This window comes from Mesorhizobium sp. P2_F5, from assembly GCF_056403715.1.
In genome coordinates, this window is record NZ_JBFUEY010000027.1 from 21,137 (window position 1) to 37,214 (window position 16,078).

Consider the following 16,078-nt stretch of genomic DNA (forward strand, 5'->3'; position numbering starts at 1 on the left):
AGCAGAGCGGTTACGCCACAAGCCATGCCTATACTCGCCAGTAGCGAACATTAGAAACCTTTCATCTATTGATCGATCTGTTGTTGCCGAACCAAAGACATTTGCTGGCCGGCGGATTCACCGGGCCCTTGGCCAGGATTGCCTCGTCGGATGGAAGCGGGGTTCAATCCCGCCGCGAAAGGCTCTAAGAGCAGGCCGGAAGATCACGTGCTCTTTTTGATGGAATGACGAATGCGACTGGGCGGACGGCTGGCGGCGGCCATCGAAGTGCTGGAAGACATCGGCCGGCGTCACCGGCCGGTGGCCGACGCGCTGAAGGATTGGGGCCTGTCGCATCGCTTCGCCGGCGGCGGCGACCGCGCCGCGATCGGCAACATCGTCTACGACGCGCTGCGCCACAAGCGCTCCGCCGGCTGGCTGCTGGGTGAAGACACGCCGCGCGCCATCGGCTTCGGCGCGCTGCTGCTCGAATGGCACCAGACGGCGCAGTCGCTCAACGATGCGCTCGACGGCGACAAGTTCGCGCCGCCGCTGCTCAGCGCCGCCGAACTTCAGGTGCTCGCAGACCACCGGCTGGCCGAGGCGCCGCCGGCGGTGCGGGCCGACATTCCCGACTGGTGCGAACCGCTTTTCGAAAGGGCCTTTGGTACAGGCTGGGTCGAGGAAGGTGCAGCGCTCGCGACCCGCCCGCCGCTCGATATCAGGGTCAACACGCTGCAGGCCAACCGTGACAAGGTGCTGGCGGAGCTCGCCGATACCGGTGCGAAACCGGCCCGGATCGCGCCGAACGGTATCCGCATCCCGCCGATCGATGGCGACGGCAGGCACCCGAACGTGCAGGCCGAGCCGGCCTTCCAGAAAGGCTGGTTCGAGGTCCAGGACGAAGGGTCGCAGATCGCTGCCGCCCTTGCCGGTGCGCAAGCCGGCATGCAGGTGCTCGACTTCTGCGCCGGCGCCGGCGGCAAGACGCTGGCGCTATCGGCGGCGATGGACAATAAAGGCCAGGTCTTCGCCCACGACGCGGAAAAGGCACGGCTGGCGCCGATCTTCGATCGCATCCGCCGTTCGGAAAACCGCAACGTCCAGATCGTCACCAAGCCCGCCGAACTGTCCCCACTCACCAATCACATGGACATCGTGCTCGTCGATGCGCCCTGCACCGGCAGCGGCACCTGGCGGCGCCGTCCCGACGCCAAATGGCGGCTGACGCAAAGACAGCTCGATGCCCGCAAGGGCGAGCAGTCGGCAATCCTCGATGCAGCAAAAGCCTATGTCAAACCCGGCGGCCTGCTGGTCTACATCACCTGTTCGGTGTTCGACGAGGAGAATGGCGAGCAGATCGCCGCCTTCAGCGAGCGCCACAAAGGCTTTGTCCCGGTCGATCATCGCGCTCTCTGGGACGTCCATTTCCCCGGCCATGCGGCCGCCGCTCGGATCGGCAAAAACGGCGACATCTCCCTGTCGCCGGCGCTCAGCGGCACCGATGGGTTCTACTTCTGCGCGCTGCGCCGGACGGCCTGAGCCTTGCCGCAAAATCGGCAGTCTTCAGCCGGCTCTTACCCCTTGATGGCAGGCAGCGCTGATTGCTGCAGTGCAGCAAAAGCATTTGCGTGGCGTTCGGGCCTCTGCAATAAGCTTTTGTAGATCAATCAGGGCGACAGCCATGGCAGCAAAGATCGTACCCGCTCCCGATTATGAGGATCGCGTCAGGGCGTCGTTCGCCCGCCAGCAGGCCATGGCGACGATCGGCGCCGAACTGACGCTGGTGACGCCTGGCATCATCGAGATCGAAATGCCTTATTCGGCCGCACTCACCCAGCAGCATGGTTTCCTGCACGCCGGCGTGATCTCGACGGCGCTGGACTCGGCCTGCGGCTATGCCGCGTTTTCGCTGATGCCGGAAAATTCCGGCGTGCTGACCATCGAGTTCAAGGTCAATCTGCTGGCGCCCGGCCGGGGCGAGCGCTTCCTGTTTCGTGGCTCGGTGACCAAGCCCGGCCGCACCATCATTGTCGCCGACGGTCAGGCCTATGCCTTTGCCGCCGATGGCGAGGCAAAGCTGATCGCCACCATGACCGGGACGATGATGACCGTGGTTGGGCGGGATGGCATTGCGGGCTGATACGATGGTCAAAGTTACGCGCATTGGCGGCAAGGACGTCCTCTTCGTCATGGCGGCGCAGGCCGAATACGGGCCGCATTTGCAAAAACTGTTCACCCCGCTGATGACGGGCGTCGGTCCGGTCGAGGCAGGCGTTCGCCTCGGCGCCGAACTGTCCTGGTTGAAGTCGCAGAAGACACTGCCGGATCTCGTCGTTTCGCTCGGCTCCGCCGGCAGCCGCACGCTCGAGCAGACGGAAATCTACCAGGCGGTCTCGGTCAGCTATCGCGACATCGACGCCTCGCCGCTGGGCTTCGAGAAAGGCGCGACGCCGTTTCTCGACCTGCCGGTGACCGTGCCGCTGCCGTTGCGGATTCCTGATATCAAGCAAGCCAGCCTGTCGACCGGTGGCGCCATCATCACGGGTGGCGCCTATGACGCTATCGCAGCCGACATGGTCGACATGGAGACCTTCGCCTGCCTGCGCGCCTGCCAGCTGTTCGATATCCCGCTGATCGGCCTGCGCGGCATTTCCGATGGCGCGGCCGATCTCAGGCATGTCGGCGACTGGGCCGAATATCTCCATGTCATCGACGAGAAGCTGGCCGATGCGGTCGGGCGGCTCGAACAGGCGCTGAGCAACGGCCTGCTCGACGCCTGAACGCAACGGGTCAGGCTGCCAGGCTCGCGGGATCGCCGAAATCGATGCGCGAAATGCGCCCGCGCACGGCGCCGGTTGCATCGACATAGTCGATCACGCCGGTCGTGTGGTCGAGTTTCCAGGCGCCGGCGGGGCCATCGGTCCATTCGACCTTGTAGCCATCGTCCAGCAGGTCCCATCGACCATGGAAGCGGGTGCCGTCCGGCAGCAGCATGTGTGCCCTGTCAGCGGTTTCGTAGTGGATGAAGGCGCTTTTGCCGCCCATGTCGATGACATGCGTGGTGCCGATCATGATAATGGCCAGCGTGTCCCTGTTCAGAATTGTCATGGTCCGGTTCCCAGGTTTTGAGTTTGAAAGCGCTCGACGCAATCGAAGTCGTCAAGTATCTTGACTATATGGAGCGCCAGCAAAATGGTCAAGGAGCTTGACGAAAAAACCGAGGCGCTGCCCGATCACATCGGTTGGCGCCTGTGGCAGGCAAGCCGCGCCTGGCAGGCCGAGTTCGCCGCCGCTATGCGCGACGCCGGCCATGGCTGGTTCACCGAGGCGCGCGCCGGGTTGCTCGGGCATATCTCCCGCGACGGTATTCGCCAGTCCGCGCTGATCGACCGCTCGGCGATCTCCAAGCAGGCGGTCCAGCAATTGCTCGACGGGCTGGAGGCGGAAGGCGTGGTACAGCGCCTGCCCGATCCGCTGGACGGGCGCGGCAAGCTTATTGTCTACACACGCAAGGGCCTGGACGCCTTGCGCGACGGCGATCGCATCAAGCTGCAGATAGAACGGCGCTATGTCGACCGTATCGGCCAGCAGCGCTTCGCGGCGCTGATGGACGCTTTGCGGACCCTTGATGCGGGAGCCCCGGATGCCACCGACAAAGACACCGAAGTTCAGTAACGGTGCGGCCTTGCAACCCATTGCGCCGACTCGTTTCTTTCTCTAAAGGCTCGCCATGACGACAGCCAATCATCCCGACACCGTCCTGGCCGACACCGTTCTCATCATCGATTTCGGCAGCCAGTTTACGCAGCTCATCGCCCGCCGCATCCGCGAGGCCGGCGTGTTTTCCGAGATCGTGCCGTTCCAATCGGCCGAAGCTGCCTTCAAGCGCATCAATCCCAAAGCCGTGATCCTATCGGGCGGTCCCGCCTCGACATCAGACATAGGCAGCCCGCGCGCGCCGCAGATCGTTTTCGACGCTGGCGTGCCGGTGCTCGGCATCTGCTACGGCCAGATGGCGCTCTGCGTGCAGATGGGCGGCGTCGCTGAAAGCTCCAACCATCGCGAATTCGGCCGCGCCTTCGTCGAGATCGAAAAGGACAGCCCGCTGTTCGAGGGCCTGTGGGCGCCTGGCCAGCGTCATCAGGTGTGGATGAGCCATGGCGACCGCGTCATCTCGCTGCCCAAGGGATTCGAGGTCTTCGGCAAGTCGGAAGGCTCGCCCTTCGCCATCTTCGGCAATGTCGCGCGCAAGATGTACGGCATCATGTTCCACCCCGAAGTGGTGCATACGCCGGATGGCGCCAGGCTGCTCAGGAACTTCGTCCACAACATCGCCGGCATCGAAGGCGACTGGACGATGCGCGCCTACCGCGAGCATGCGGTGGAGACCATCCGCAAGCAGGTCGGCAAGGGCAAGGTCATCTGCGCGCTGTCGGGCGGTGTGGATTCTTCGGTCGCCGCGCTGTTGATCCATGAGGCGGTCGGCGACCAGCTCACCTGCATCCTCGTCGACCATGGCCTGATGCGCAAGGACGAGGCGGCCGGCGTGGTAGCGATGTTCCGCCAGCATTACAATCTGCCGCTGATCCTGGTCGACGCGTCGGAAAAATTCATCTCCGCACTGGAAGGCGAGTCCGACCCCGAGAAGAAGCGCAAGACCATCGGCCGGCTATTCATCGAAGTGTTCGAGGAAGAGGCCAAGAAACTCGGCGGCGCCGATTTCCTGGCCCAGGGCACACTCTACCCCGATGTCATCGAAAGCGTCTCCTTCACCGGCGGCCCGTCGGTGACTATCAAGTCGCACCACAATGTCGGCGGCCTGCCGGCGCGCATGAACATGCAACTGGTCGAGCCGCTGCGCGAACTGTTCAAGGACGAGGTGAGGGCGCTCGGCAAGGAGCTCGGCCTGCCCGAAAGCTTCATCGGCCGCCATCCCTTCCCGGGGCCCGGCCTCGCCATCCGCTGCCCCGGCGGCATCACGCGCGAAAAGCTGGAGATCCTGCGCGAGGCCGACGCCATCTATCTCGACGAGATCCGCAAGGCCGGCCTCTACGACGCCATCTGGCAGGCCTTCGCTGTGCTTTTGCCGGTGCAGACCGTCGGCGTGATGGGCGACGGCCGCACCTACGAATTCGTCTGCGCGCTGCGCGCCGTCACCTCCGTCGACGGCATGACGGCCGACTTCTACCACTACGACATGGCCTTCCTCGGCGCTGCCGCCACCCGCATCATCAACGAGGTCAAAGGCATCAACCGCGTCGCCTACGACGTGACCTCGAAGCCGCCCGGCACAATCGAGTGGGAATGATTCAGACCCACTCAAACGCCGCCGAAAATACGCCAATCTGCGACGTAACATACTGAAAACAAAAATAAACCCTTTCAGGGACAATCAGCGACAATCGGCACGCAGAGATTGGCTTTGAGGGACCGCTTGACGGACCTTCCGCATATTGCCCACCCGAATTTATCTAAGTACCGTCGGAGCCAATGAGGCTCGTGACGGTACTTTTTTGTGCCTTAAGGCATTGAAGAAAAAAGGAATTTCCTGCCACGGAACCTCGAAAATGTACTGACGGTACTTTTCAGGAGGCAATGGGTATGTTGACGGACGCCGCCCTTAAGGCACTGAAACCAAAGGAGAAAGTCTACAAAATTGTGGACCGTGATGGCATGTATGTCCGCGTCATGCTCAGTGGCGCGATCTCGTTTCGTCTGGATTACAGGCTCAATGGGCGCCGCGAGACGGTCTACCTGGGAAGATATGGACGAGACGGAATCTCGCTTGCTTTGGCCCGAGAGAAGTGCCTCGACGCGAAGCGTGTCATTGGCGAGGGACGATCGCCGGCAATCGAGAATGCCGTGGTTGGCTACCGCGATGGCGGCGATGATCGTATCGAGCGCACGTCGAGGCGATCCCTCACTCCACCGTCTGCCATCAATTGACCTCGGTCGAGCAAGCGCGATTGAAGTCATCGCCCCATCTTGCTAACTCCCGGCCCACTGCCGCCTCGCAATGTGCTTCAATCCCGGACCTACCATTGCGAGCAAACTGGCCTCGCAAACCGTCTTTCAAAACCGTCTGATGCGCTGGATGTGAACTGCTTGCGACGAAGGCTAGTTCTTATACCTCGCGACTTACTGTACGATTTGCCGCGAAACGAACAGCGTTACGAAGAGAGACAACCTATGGGCGTTGGTTTTTTCATTCTTAATTATACCCTTAACTATACATTCTATACTGTGGCCTAGGCTCAGAAGCGGGCCGTCCATTGGGGGGAGTGAGGGCAATATGAAGGGTATGGTGTTCACCGAGTTGCTGGGCTTTGTGGAACAGACTTTTGGGGCGGATGCGGTTGATGACCTCATAGAGGCTTCCGATCTGCCGAGTGGGGGCGCCTACACCGCGGTGGGTACTTATGACCACAGGGAGATGCAATCTCTCGTCACCACATTGGCCGCGCAAAGCCACACGCCGGCAAACGAGTTGCTGGGTTTATTCGGCCAGCATTTGATCGGGCGGTTCAAGTCTTCGTTCCCGGACTTCTTCAAGACGGCGGCCACCCTCTTTGATTTCCTCGAAAGCATCGATAGGCACATCCATGTGGAGGTGCGTAAGCTCTATCCCGATGCCGAGCTGCCCGAATTTCGGGCCGAGCGCATAGGTGATGGGGCAATGAACCTTGACTATCGCAGCAGCCGTCCCTTCGAGGCGCTTGCCTCCGGCCTCATTCTTGGAGCGGCTCATATCTACGGTGAGACCGTGCGGATAGAGCGAAGCTCCCACGAAAACGGTGGCGAGAAATTCGTTCGTTTTTCGATCCAGAAGACCGGTGCGATAGCTTAAATGCTCTCGGAAACGGATCATTCCGAGGACCGCGTTGCGCGTCTCGAACGGCGTCTCCAACGCGAACGGAAAGCACGCGAAGAGGCCGAATGGCTGCTCGAGGCGAAATCGCTTGAGCTCTACCATGCCAACAGCCACCTGACTGTGCTGGCCAACGATCTCGAAATGCGAGTCCTCGACCGCACGCACGAATTGGAGGTCGCGCGCCAGCAGGCCATGTTCCTCGCGGAGCGCGATCCTTTGACTACGCTCGCCAACCGGTTCAGTTTCGCTCGCGACCTGGACGCGGCTATCCGCGCGGCCCAGCTTCAGGGCGGGTCGGTACAACTTCTGTTTGTAGATCTCGACCGGTTCAAGGAGATCAACGACAATTACGGTCACGCCGTGGGCGATGCGGTACTGCTGGGGGTTGCGGACCGGTTGCGGGCAATCTGCAAGGAGCAGGAGGTGGCCGGCCGGCTGGGTGGCGATGAGTTCGGTGTCATCTGCGTGACGCCAATTCATGGCGAACGTGCCCGCGAGATCGCAGCGAAGGTCATGGAGGCCATGAGCGGGCCTATCGATTGTGGCCGGCTGCAGTTGGTCGTCAGTTGCTCGGTCGGTTTTGCAAGCTTTCCCCGTGACGCCACGGATTCGCCAACGCTGCAGCGCTTCGCCGATATAGCTCTGTACCGCTCCAAGTCAGCGGGGCGCTCGACATGGACGGAATTTGACGAAACGATGGCGGCCGAGCTTGAGCACCGCCAGGGCCTGGAAACAGAATTGCGCAGCGCCGTAGCGGCGCGAGAGATCGAACCCTGGTATCAGCCGATTATCTCTACCCAGGGCGACAGGATCATCGGGGTGGAGGCGCTTGCACGATGGCAGCATGCCGAGCGCGGGCTCCTTCTTCCCGGCCTGTTCATCCCGTTGGCTGAGGAAAGTTCGTTGATCGTCGAACTCGGCCAGGCGATGATCGATCGCTGCTGCCAGGAGATGTATCCGCTCATTCGCGAAGGTCGTCTGGACTATGTGTCGGTCAATCTATCGACGCGCCACTTGCGTTCGCCCTCGGTGGTCGAGCAGATCGCCGCGACGTTGGCCAGTCATCGCTTTCCGCCCTCGGCGCTTCAGCTTGAAATCACGGAAAGCCTGCTGCTCATTGATTTCGAGCAGGCGGAGGAGCGGCTTTCACAATTTCGTGCGCTGGGCATCCGAATTGCCCTCGACGATTTCGGAGCGGGCTATTCAAGCCTTTCATACATCAGGCGATTGCCGTTGGATGTTATCAAGATCGATCGCTCCTTTGCCAGGGACATCAGCTCCGACGGACAGGCCGAAGCCGTGGTCAAAGCGATCGTTCAACTCGCACAGGCCCTGAACCTGGGTATCATTGCAGAAGGCATTGAAACCGAAAGCCAGGCGCTCAGGCTGACCAGTTGCGGCTGTTTCGTCCAGCAGGGATATCTGTTTGGCAGGCCGATGCCCTTGCGTGAGATCAAGCAATATCTTGAGGCCGGTTTGAATCCGATGCATACCACCCAAAGAAAGCCCGCGTCCCGGGCGTGAATACCGTCGTAGATCGATTACGGCACCTTCTTGAACAAATCCTGGAAGATGAGCTGGCCCCAGGTGCGGCCGCGTGCGTGCACCAGCGCGCCACCCTCGTTGAGCTTTCCCAGCTTGACGGGTGCGAACCCGAGTTGTTTGGCCAAGGCGGCCACGGGAACGATCGCATCCTCGTCGTCGCTCGACAGAAAGACGACCCGGTGTCCGCCCTCGACGATCGGATCGGCAGCCAGGGTGGCTGCAATCAAGTGATTGAAGCCTTTCACGAACTTGGCGCCGGTGAACGACTTCGCAACGAAGGCGGAGGACGGGAGGCCGTCCAGTTCTTCAGGGACAGGAAACGCGTTCATCGCGTCGATGACCGTCTTGCCTTCCCAGCTCGGCAGGGCTTTCGCAACCTCGCGATGCTCCCCGAAAGGGACCGCCAAGATGATCGTGTCGGCCTCGAGTGCTTCCCGTAGCGACCTGGCGACGACCGTGGGTCCAATCGCCCGAGCCTGCGGCGCCAACGTCTCCGGTGGACGGCGGCTCGCGACGGTCACGTCGATGTTTTTACGGGCGAAGGCGAGGGCGAGGGCCTGGCCTATCTTACCGAATCCTACAATCGCATAGCTCATAATACTTCTCCGATCCGTGTTGATATTGATTCCCCGGCCGTTCAGATGGCCGAGAAGCCGCCGTCGACAGACAACTCCACCCCATTCACGAAGCTCGAATCGTCTGAAGCAAGAAACAGCGCGGCCGCCGCAATTTCCTCAGGACGCCCCATCTTTCCCCGCGGGATCAGGGATTCGAACATCTGCTTCGCCTCCTCGGTGAGAACTTGGTCCTGCATCGGTGTGGCGATCGGCCCTGGGTGCAGTACGTTCACCCGGATATTCCTGCCCTTCAGTTCGTTGAGCCACCCGCGTGCGAATGCGTGCAACGCCGCCTTGCTCGCCGCATAGACGCTGTAACCAGGAAAACCTTTGATCGAAGCAACTGACCCGGTCATGAAGATCGATCCGCCATCGTTGAACAGCGGCAACGCCTTCTGAACCGTAAACAGCGTGCCGCGCGTATTCAGGCCGAAGGCCGCATCGAAATGCTGCTCGGTAATCTCGCCCAGTGGGACGGCTTCGCCCACGCCGGCGCTCGCGTACAGGACGTCGATCTTGCCCCTTTCCCGCTTGACCGTGTCGAACAGGCGGTCGAGGTCGTCGAGATTGGACGCGTCGCCGCGCACGCCGGTCACGTTCCGACCAATCAGCTTGACGGCCTCGTCGAGCGCCTCCTGCCTTCGACCCGTGATGAAAACATAGGCGCCTTCTTCAACGAACCGCTTGGCGCTCGCCAGCGCCATGCCGCTCGATCCACCCGTGATGACTGCAACCTTACCGTCTAGCTTTCCCATGACTTTTCCTTTCAGGCTCTGCTTTTTGTCGTTCGGGAAGAACCCCGAGAGCCTGGAAGTAAGTCTGCTGGGGTCAGGCTTTGAGTGCGGAAGCGCGCACATCGGTGGTGCAAAATCGATCCGGTTGGACGACTGGCGCCAGCCACGGCGATCGGTGTCCGGCGTTCGAAATTGGGCCGCGCTTGTCGACATAAGCTGTGATGACCGCCCGTACTGCTGTACGATGCGTTAGATCCGGGCTTTGGAAGGCGCACCGCGTGGTGCTGGGTTGCACCATGATCGACTGGGATGACGTTCGTTACTTTCTTGCCGTCGCGCGCGGAGGCTCAGTGCGGGCTGCGGCCGAGCGCCTCGGGGTGAATCACTCGACCGTGCTGCGACGCATCGCTCAGTTCGAGGAACGCCTCGGGGTGCAGATGTTCGAAAAGCTGCCTTCCGGCTACCGCCTGACGGCTGCGGGCGAGGAGGTTCTTGAGTTCGCGGATCAGATGGAGGCGTCGTCGCACCTGCTGGAGACGCGCGTCTTCGGGCGCGACCAGAGCGTGCGCGGGCTTCTGCGGGTGACGCTGGCGCCGCCCCTCGCGACACACCTGCTCATGCCGGACTTCACCGATTTCGCGCGTCTGCATCCGGACATCGAGATGGAAATCGTGTCGTCCGGCGAGCTGGCAAATCTGACCAACCGAGAGGCCGACGTCGCGATCCGCGTCGTCTACGACCGCAAAACCCTGCCGCTCAATCTTCACGGCCTGAAGGGGCCGGAGGTGTTCGGCGGCGTCTACATGTCCCGCGATCGACTGGCCGCGTGGCGCGCGGGCGCGCCTGATCCCACCCGGTGGATCGTCATAAGCATTCATGGAATTCCGGAATGGGCCAGCGAGGGTGAGGTTCGCACCACGGGGGTTCCATTCAGGACCACGGACGCCGAGGCGCAGATCGTTGCTGTACGGCAAGGGCTCGGGATCACGACACTGCCGTGCTTCGTCGGAGATGCCGACCCCCTACTGGTGAGGGTGCCGGGCACCGACCTGCACATGTACGGAACGCTCTGGCTTCTCACGCAGGGGGAGACACGCAAGACGAAGCGCGTGCGGCTCTTCACGGAGTTCGTATCCCGCAGGCTCGCGGCGTACGCTCCGCTTCTCGCGGGGCTGTCCATATCGCGCGACTGACGCCCGGCAGGTCGCCGGCGGGCGCCTAGAGCGTTTCGCCGTTTAACGGAAACGGCGAAACACTCTATCTCTTTGTTTTGACGCAATTCCGGACGGAAAACCGCTCACACTTTTCCTGGAATTGCTCTAGCCCCTTGCAGCCCAAGACGTTGGAGCGCACGCCGCTGGGGCCTCGATCCAGGATAGATGACAACCAACAACCCGCGCGACGGCTTATCGAAGCGCACGCTTCCGTCAGTGCAGGATCTGCGACAGGAACAGCTTTGTGCGCTCATGGCGTTAGTGGCTTGGCCGTCTAATCCAGCCGGTCGCGCAGCATGCTCCAGGGAAGCAGCACGTTCGGTGCGTAGCGGACCACTTGGTGGAACGGGATCGGCGATGGCGGCGCGAAGGGAAGCGGCAGATCGCGGGCGTCCGTTCCGCTCGCCCAGTCCGCCAGCACCTTGCCCATCGCCGTGGTCATGGCGATGCCGCGGCCATTGCAGGCGAAGCCGGCGATCAGGCCTGGGCCGAGGTCGATGAGACGCGGCAGGAAATCCGGCGCCACCGCCGCGACGCCCGTCCAGCTGTAGGCAAGCGGCGGCAGTTCAGGCAAATCGAGATGCCTGGCGAGCCGTCGCCAGACCGTTTGCGGCACGCGCGTCTCGGCGCCGGCGCCAACGACATGCATGCCGCCGCTGATCAGCCGGTTCTGGCTGTCGAAGCGGCAGGTGAAGAGGTTACGCCTGGTGTCGCCAATGCCCTGGCCACCGGGCAGCAGGCGGGCGCGTATGGAGTGCGGCAGCGGCGCGGTGGCGATCTGGAAGACTTTCAAAGGGACATAGGTCCGCGCCAGTGTCCGGTTCAGCGCTACGCCATAGGCATTGGTGGCGACCAGCACCTTGCCCGCTTGCACGGTGCCGGATGCGGTCTTCAAGGCCCAGCCATCTTTTGTCCGATCGATGGAGGCGACGCGCGTCTTCTCGAAGATGCGTGCGCCGGCTTTCTCCGCGGCGTCGGCCAGGCCGCGCGCATATTCGACCGGATTGAGGACGCCGCCAGATTTGTCCATCCAGCCGCCGGCATAGCCGCTGATACCAGTGAGCTCCGCGACCACCTTGGCATCGAGCGTTACGGTCGGTCTGCCACGTGCCGCCCACTGCTCGGCGCGCGATCTCGTCTTTTCCAGCGCGGTGGACGAATGCGCCGGTTGGATCCAGCCATTCTGCACAGCGTCGCATTCGATGCCGTGCTGCTTGATCAGGCCGAAGACGAGGTCAGCACTTCCAGCAGCGAAATCGATCAGCCTTTCGCCGCGCTCGGGTCCGAGTTCGGTGATGATGTCGTTTGGGTCGCGCTTGGCGAAATTCGGCACGACCAAACCGGCATTCCTGCCAGTCGCACCCCAGGCTATGAATTCGGCTTCGAGGACGGCGACCGAAAGCCCTTTCTCTGCTGCGTGCAGTGCCGTCGACAGGCCGGAAAAGCCGCCGCCAATAATCGCGAGGTCGACGTCGAGCCCGGCTTGCGGCGCGCCCCGGTCGCGGCGGTTGCCACTGACGGCATGCCAGAGCGAAACGCCATGCACCTCTCGCCGGATCATGGCATTCATGATCCGGCCTCGCTCTCGCCGGCCGCCTTCGTCTGTTTGCCGGGCTTCGGCCGCCGTGGCCGGTCGCCGAACAGGCCAGTCGGCCGGATCAGCAGGATGAGGCACAGCATGACGCCGATGGCGACGATCTGCAGCGAGGCGGCGCGCGCCTGCTGTTCGGGCGAAAACAGGATGCTGGTCAGCGTGCCTGACCCCGCCCATATTCCCCACACGAGGATGCTGCCGATGACGGCGCCGAGATTGCTGCCCGAGCCGCCGACGATCAGCATCACCCAGACCTGGAAGGTCAGGATCGGCAGATAGTTATCGGGCGCGATGAAGCCGGTGAAATGCGCCTGCAGCGCACCGGCCAGCGCCATGATGGCGCCGCCGACGGCAAAGGCCTGGACGCGGTAGAAACGCGCGCTCTTGCCCAGCGAGATCGCCGCCCGTTCGTCCTCGCGCAGCGCCTTCAGCACCCGGCCCCAGGGGCTGCGCGACAGGTGCTCCAGAGCGAGATAGGCGATCAGCGTCACAGCGGAGACGACGGCAAGGTTCGACAGGTTGAACAGCAGCGGCGTCTCGGCAAGGCTGCCGAAGGGACGCGGAATGAAGCCGATGCCGAACGGTCCGCCTGTCAGTTTCTGGGCGTTGAGCGCGACCAGCTGCACGACGACGGCGACGCCGAAAGTGGTGATCGCCAGATAGTCGGATCTCAGACGCAGCGTCGCCATGCCGGTAAGTGCCGCGGCGATGCCGCCGACGACCATGGCACCCGCCCAGCCGACAAGGATCGGCAGGCCAAAGCCGCCGAGCCGCGCGGCATCGTCGGGTGTGGTCAGCAGCGCCGAGGTATAGGCGCCGACGGCAACGAAGCCGGCGAGGCCGACATTGAACAGCCCGGTCAGCCCCCACTGCAGATTGAGCCCCAGCGTGACCAGCGAAAAGATCAGGGCGGTGGTCAGGAAGAAGGCGCCGTAGCCAAGCAGGTCCATCAGCGTTCCCTCACACCAAACAGGCCGATCGGCCGCACGAACAGCACCGCCATCAGGATGATGAAGGAGACGGCGGCGCGCCATTCCGCACCGATCAACTGCACCGCGCCCGCTTCGGCGAGCCCGATGATCAGGCCGCCGAGAACCGCGCCTGGAATGCTGCCGATGCCGCCGAGAATGGCGGCGGCGAACATCGGCAGCAGCATGTCGAAGCCCATGAACGGGCGGATCTGCACCAGAATGCCGATCATCACGCCGGCGACGCAGGCCAGCGCCCCGCCGATGACCCAGGTGACGCGCACCACGGAGGCTACGTCGATGCCGACGATGCGGGCCAGTGCGGCATTCTGGCTCAAGGCCTGCATGGAGCGGCCGGTCTGCGTGCGTGTCATCAGAAGATGCACGCCGAGCACCAGCACGGCGGTCAGCAGCAGAAGCGCGATCTGATCGGGCGTGATGCGGATGCCGAAGCCAACCGGCATGGCGATCTGGATTGCGCGGCTGAAATAGGTCGGGCGCGAGCTGAAGGTGAATTCGAGCAGGCTGCGCAGCGCCATCGAGGCGCCGAAGCTCGCCATCACCACGATGATGGCTTGCCCCTGCGAGCGCAGCCGCGAAAACAGCACCTTGTCGAGCAGCAGCGCCAGCAAGGCGGTGAAGGCCATGCCGACGACCAGCGCAACCAGGAGCGGCCAGCCGAAGGACAGCGGAGCGATCGGCGCTACCTTGCCGAAGGTAGCGCCGATGGCGCTGACGACCGCGAGCGTCGCATAGGTCCCCCAGGCCATGAAGTCGCCATGGGCAAAGTTCGAGAAGCGCAGGATCGAATAGGTCAGCGTCACGCCGATGGCGCCGAGGCCGATCATCGAACCGGTCAGCAACCCATCGACGACAAATTGCAGGCTCATGCCGCTCCTCCCTTGCTGGCGTGAGAAGGGCGTTGGCCGAGATAGAGTTCGGCGACGACCGGGTCGTTCCACAGTTCGGAAGCAACGCCCTCGTGCCGGTCCTTGCCTTCGACCAGCACATAGGCGCGGTCGCCGATGGCCAGTGCTGCCTTGGCATTCTGTTCGACCAGAAGGATGGTGACGCCGGATTTGCGTATGCCGGCCAGCATCTCGAACACCATCGACACGAATTTCGGCGACAGGCCGGCCGAGGGCTCGTCCAGCACCAGCACCTTGGGATGGACGATCAGCGCCCGCGCCACCGCCAGCATCTGCCGCTGTCCGCCCGACAGATTGCCGGCGGCGGTCCGCCGCTGGCGGACGAGGTCGGGAAAGGCGGCATACATTTCCCCGATTCGGCCTGGGATTTCGCGCCGCTCGAGAATGCCGCAGGCGACCTTCAGATTGTCTTCGACCGACATCAGCGGAAAGATGTTTTCGGTTTGCGGCACGAAGGCTAGGCCAAGCCTAACCATGGTGTGTGCAGGTGCGGCGGTGATGTCCTTGCCGTCAAGAAACACCGTGCCGCCGGTGATCGGGACGAGGCCGGCGATCGCCTTGATGAGGCTCGACTTGCCGGCACCGTTGGGACCGAGCACGACGACGATCTCACCCTTGCCGACGGTGATCGAGGCGCCGCGCACGATCGGTACGCCGGGCTCGTAACCGGCTTCGAGATCGCGGACGTCGAGGACGTTCTCGTTCATGTGGCGCCTCCGAGATAGGCCTCGATGACGCGCGGGTCGCGGGCGACCTCTTCCGCCGTGCCTTCGCTGAGCAGCTGACCGCTCGCCATGACGAGGACGCGGTGGCAGAGCCGCGTCACCATGTCGATGTTGTGCTCGATCAAGAGGAAGGTGATGCCGCGCGCGTTGATGTCGCGGATGCGGTCGATGATGACTTCGAGCAGCGTCGCGTTGACGCCGGCCGCCGGCTCGTCGAGCAGGATGATCGCCGGGTCGGCAATCATGACGCGCGCGAGCTCGAGCAGCTTGCGCTGGCCGCCGGAAAGCACGCGCGCCGGCTCATGCGCGAGACGGGTGAGGGTGACGAGCTCCAGTAGCTCGAGTGCCTTTGTTCTGGCCGTTCTCTCCTGCGCCGCGACGCGCCACGGCGTGACGAAATTGGCGAGCAGCTTTTCACCGGCCTGGCCCTGTGCCGCCAGCATGATGTTTTCGATCAGCGTCAGATTGGGCAGCGGACGCGGGATCTGAAAGGTGCGGCCAAGGCCGCGACCGATGCGCAGATGAGCGGCTTCACCCGAGACGCGCGTTCCGTTGAGAAGGATATCGCCACTAGTCGGCAATATGCTGCCCGCCAGCAGATCGAACATCGTCGTCTTGCCGGCGCCATTCGGTCCGATCAGGCCAAGGATTTCGCCCGCTTTGACATCAAACGAGACATCGTTGACGGCGACGAGGCCACCGAACCGCCTGACGACATTCCTCGCCGACAGAACCGGTGCGCGGATTTCGTCCTGCCGTTCAGCTGTCTCGCTCATGCACCCTCTGGCCGAGCGGTCTTTGCCGCCTTCTGATTTTTTGATTTGTGATCACACTTGCTTTGATCACGCTAATCGGCTTTAATTTTCTCCGCAAGCCGAAAACGGGCCAAGACCGGGAAT

The 16,078-nt window shown here is 62.8% G+C and carries 16 protein-coding genes and 1 pseudogene; 9 read left to right on the forward strand and 8 right to left on the reverse strand.

The genetic code is table 11. From position 1 onward, the window contains the following. Positions 1–231 precede the first annotated feature (231 nt). The 3 genes from AC1DYO_RS27670 (at position 232) to AC1DYO_RS27680 (ending at position 2,762) form a co-directional block, all read left to right on the forward strand. Positions 232–1,521, forward strand: coding sequence for an RsmB/NOP family class I SAM-dependent RNA methyltransferase (locus tag AC1DYO_RS27670; protein WP_477267583.1), 1,290 nt, complete (start codon positions 232–234; stop codon positions 1,519–1,521). A 142-nt stretch (positions 1,522–1,663) separates the two neighbouring features. Beyond that, positions 1,664–2,122 carry a PaaI family thioesterase gene (locus AC1DYO_RS27675; RefSeq protein WP_023686843.1) on the forward strand — a complete coding sequence of 153 codons (459 nt, stop codon included), beginning with the start codon at positions 1,664–1,666 and terminating at the stop codon, positions 2,120–2,122. Between the two features lie 4 nt (positions 2,123–2,126). Then, a complete protein-coding gene (locus AC1DYO_RS27680) occupies positions 2,127–2,762 on the forward strand; it encodes a 5'-methylthioadenosine/S-adenosylhomocysteine nucleosidase (RefSeq protein ID WP_477267584.1) in 636 nt (211 codons plus the stop codon). Between the two features lie 10 nt (positions 2,763–2,772). Here AC1DYO_RS27680 and AC1DYO_RS27685 read toward each other — a convergent pair whose 3' ends face one another. Next, positions 2,773–3,090 (reverse strand): hypothetical protein, encoded by a 318-nt coding sequence (locus tag AC1DYO_RS27685; RefSeq protein ID WP_477267585.1) that lies wholly within the window; start codon positions 3,088–3,090, stop codon positions 2,773–2,775. 84 nt (positions 3,091–3,174) lie between these two features. On the opposite strand from AC1DYO_RS27685, the gene AC1DYO_RS27690 reads away from it, so the two are divergent. The 5 genes and pseudogenes from AC1DYO_RS27690 (at position 3,175) to AC1DYO_RS27710 (ending at position 8,377) form a co-directional block, all read left to right on the forward strand. Further along, the gene (locus AC1DYO_RS27690; RefSeq protein ID WP_477267586.1) at positions 3,175–3,657 is read left to right on the forward strand and encodes a MarR family winged helix-turn-helix transcriptional regulator; all 483 of its coding nucleotides are present in this window, start codon (positions 3,175–3,177) and stop codon (positions 3,655–3,657) included. Between the two features lie 55 nt (positions 3,658–3,712). Continuing rightward, on the forward strand, positions 3,713–5,290 hold the full coding sequence (gene guaA, locus AC1DYO_RS27695; RefSeq protein ID WP_477267587.1) for a glutamine-hydrolyzing GMP synthase: 1,578 nt from the start codon (positions 3,713–3,715) through the stop codon (positions 5,288–5,290). 293 nt (positions 5,291–5,583) lie between these two features. Continuing rightward, positions 5,584–5,838 (forward strand): annotated as a pseudogene (locus AC1DYO_RS27700) (Arm DNA-binding domain-containing protein); the annotation flags it as partial. A 436-nt stretch (positions 5,839–6,274) separates the two neighbouring features. Further along, the gene (locus AC1DYO_RS27705) at positions 6,275–6,829 is read left to right on the forward strand and encodes a heme NO-binding domain-containing protein (RefSeq protein ID WP_477267588.1); all 555 of its coding nucleotides are present in this window, start codon (positions 6,275–6,277) and stop codon (positions 6,827–6,829) included. Then, positions 6,830–8,377 carry a putative bifunctional diguanylate cyclase/phosphodiesterase gene (locus tag AC1DYO_RS27710; protein ID WP_477267589.1) on the forward strand — a complete coding sequence of 516 codons (1,548 nt, stop codon included), beginning with the start codon at positions 6,830–6,832 and terminating at the stop codon, positions 8,375–8,377. A gap of 17 nt (positions 8,378–8,394) precedes the next feature. On the opposite strand, the gene AC1DYO_RS27715 is transcribed toward AC1DYO_RS27710, so the two are convergent. Next, entirely contained in the window at positions 8,395–8,994 is a 600-nt protein-coding gene (locus AC1DYO_RS27715) for an NADPH-dependent F420 reductase (RefSeq protein ID WP_477267590.1), read from the reverse strand. 41 nt (positions 8,995–9,035) lie between these two features. Further along, positions 9,036–9,770: an SDR family NAD(P)-dependent oxidoreductase gene (locus AC1DYO_RS27720; RefSeq protein ID WP_477267591.1), complete on the reverse strand. Its 735-nt coding sequence runs from the start codon at positions 9,768–9,770 to the stop codon at positions 9,036–9,038. Positions 9,771–10,045: 275 nt separating this feature from the next. On the opposite strand from AC1DYO_RS27720, the gene AC1DYO_RS27725 reads away from it, so the two are divergent. Continuing rightward, positions 10,046–10,942, forward strand: coding sequence for a LysR family transcriptional regulator (locus tag AC1DYO_RS27725; protein WP_477267592.1), 897 nt, complete (start codon positions 10,046–10,048; stop codon positions 10,940–10,942). A 295-nt stretch (positions 10,943–11,237) separates the two neighbouring features. On the opposite strand, the gene AC1DYO_RS27730 is transcribed toward AC1DYO_RS27725, so the two are convergent. Genes AC1DYO_RS27730 through AC1DYO_RS27750 form a run of 5 tightly spaced genes read right to left on the reverse strand, consistent with a single transcriptional unit; the run spans position 11,238 to position 15,955 of the window. Further along, a complete protein-coding gene (locus tag AC1DYO_RS27730; RefSeq protein WP_477267593.1) occupies positions 11,238–12,533 on the reverse strand; it encodes an NAD(P)/FAD-dependent oxidoreductase in 1,296 nt (431 codons plus the stop codon). Then, positions 12,530–13,510: a branched-chain amino acid ABC transporter permease gene (locus AC1DYO_RS27735; protein ID WP_477267644.1), complete on the reverse strand. Its 981-nt coding sequence runs from the start codon at positions 13,508–13,510 to the stop codon at positions 12,530–12,532. The genes AC1DYO_RS27730 and AC1DYO_RS27735 overlap by 4 nt, the downstream gene beginning before the upstream one ends. Further along, positions 13,507–14,415, reverse strand: a complete 909-nt coding sequence (locus AC1DYO_RS27740) for a branched-chain amino acid ABC transporter permease (RefSeq protein WP_477267594.1) — start codon at positions 14,413–14,415, stop codon at positions 13,507–13,509. The genes AC1DYO_RS27735 and AC1DYO_RS27740 overlap by 4 nt, the downstream gene beginning before the upstream one ends. After that, a complete protein-coding gene (locus AC1DYO_RS27745) occupies positions 14,412–15,161 on the reverse strand; it encodes a branched-chain amino acid ABC transporter ATP-binding protein (RefSeq protein ID WP_477267595.1) in 750 nt (249 codons plus the stop codon). The genes AC1DYO_RS27740 and AC1DYO_RS27745 overlap by 4 nt, the downstream gene beginning before the upstream one ends. Continuing rightward, entirely contained in the window at positions 15,158–15,955 is a 798-nt protein-coding gene (locus AC1DYO_RS27750; RefSeq protein WP_477267596.1) for an ABC transporter ATP-binding protein, read from the reverse strand. Before AC1DYO_RS27750 ends, AC1DYO_RS27745 begins: the two co-directional genes overlap by 4 nt. Between the last annotated feature and the right edge of the window lie 123 nt (positions 15,956–16,078).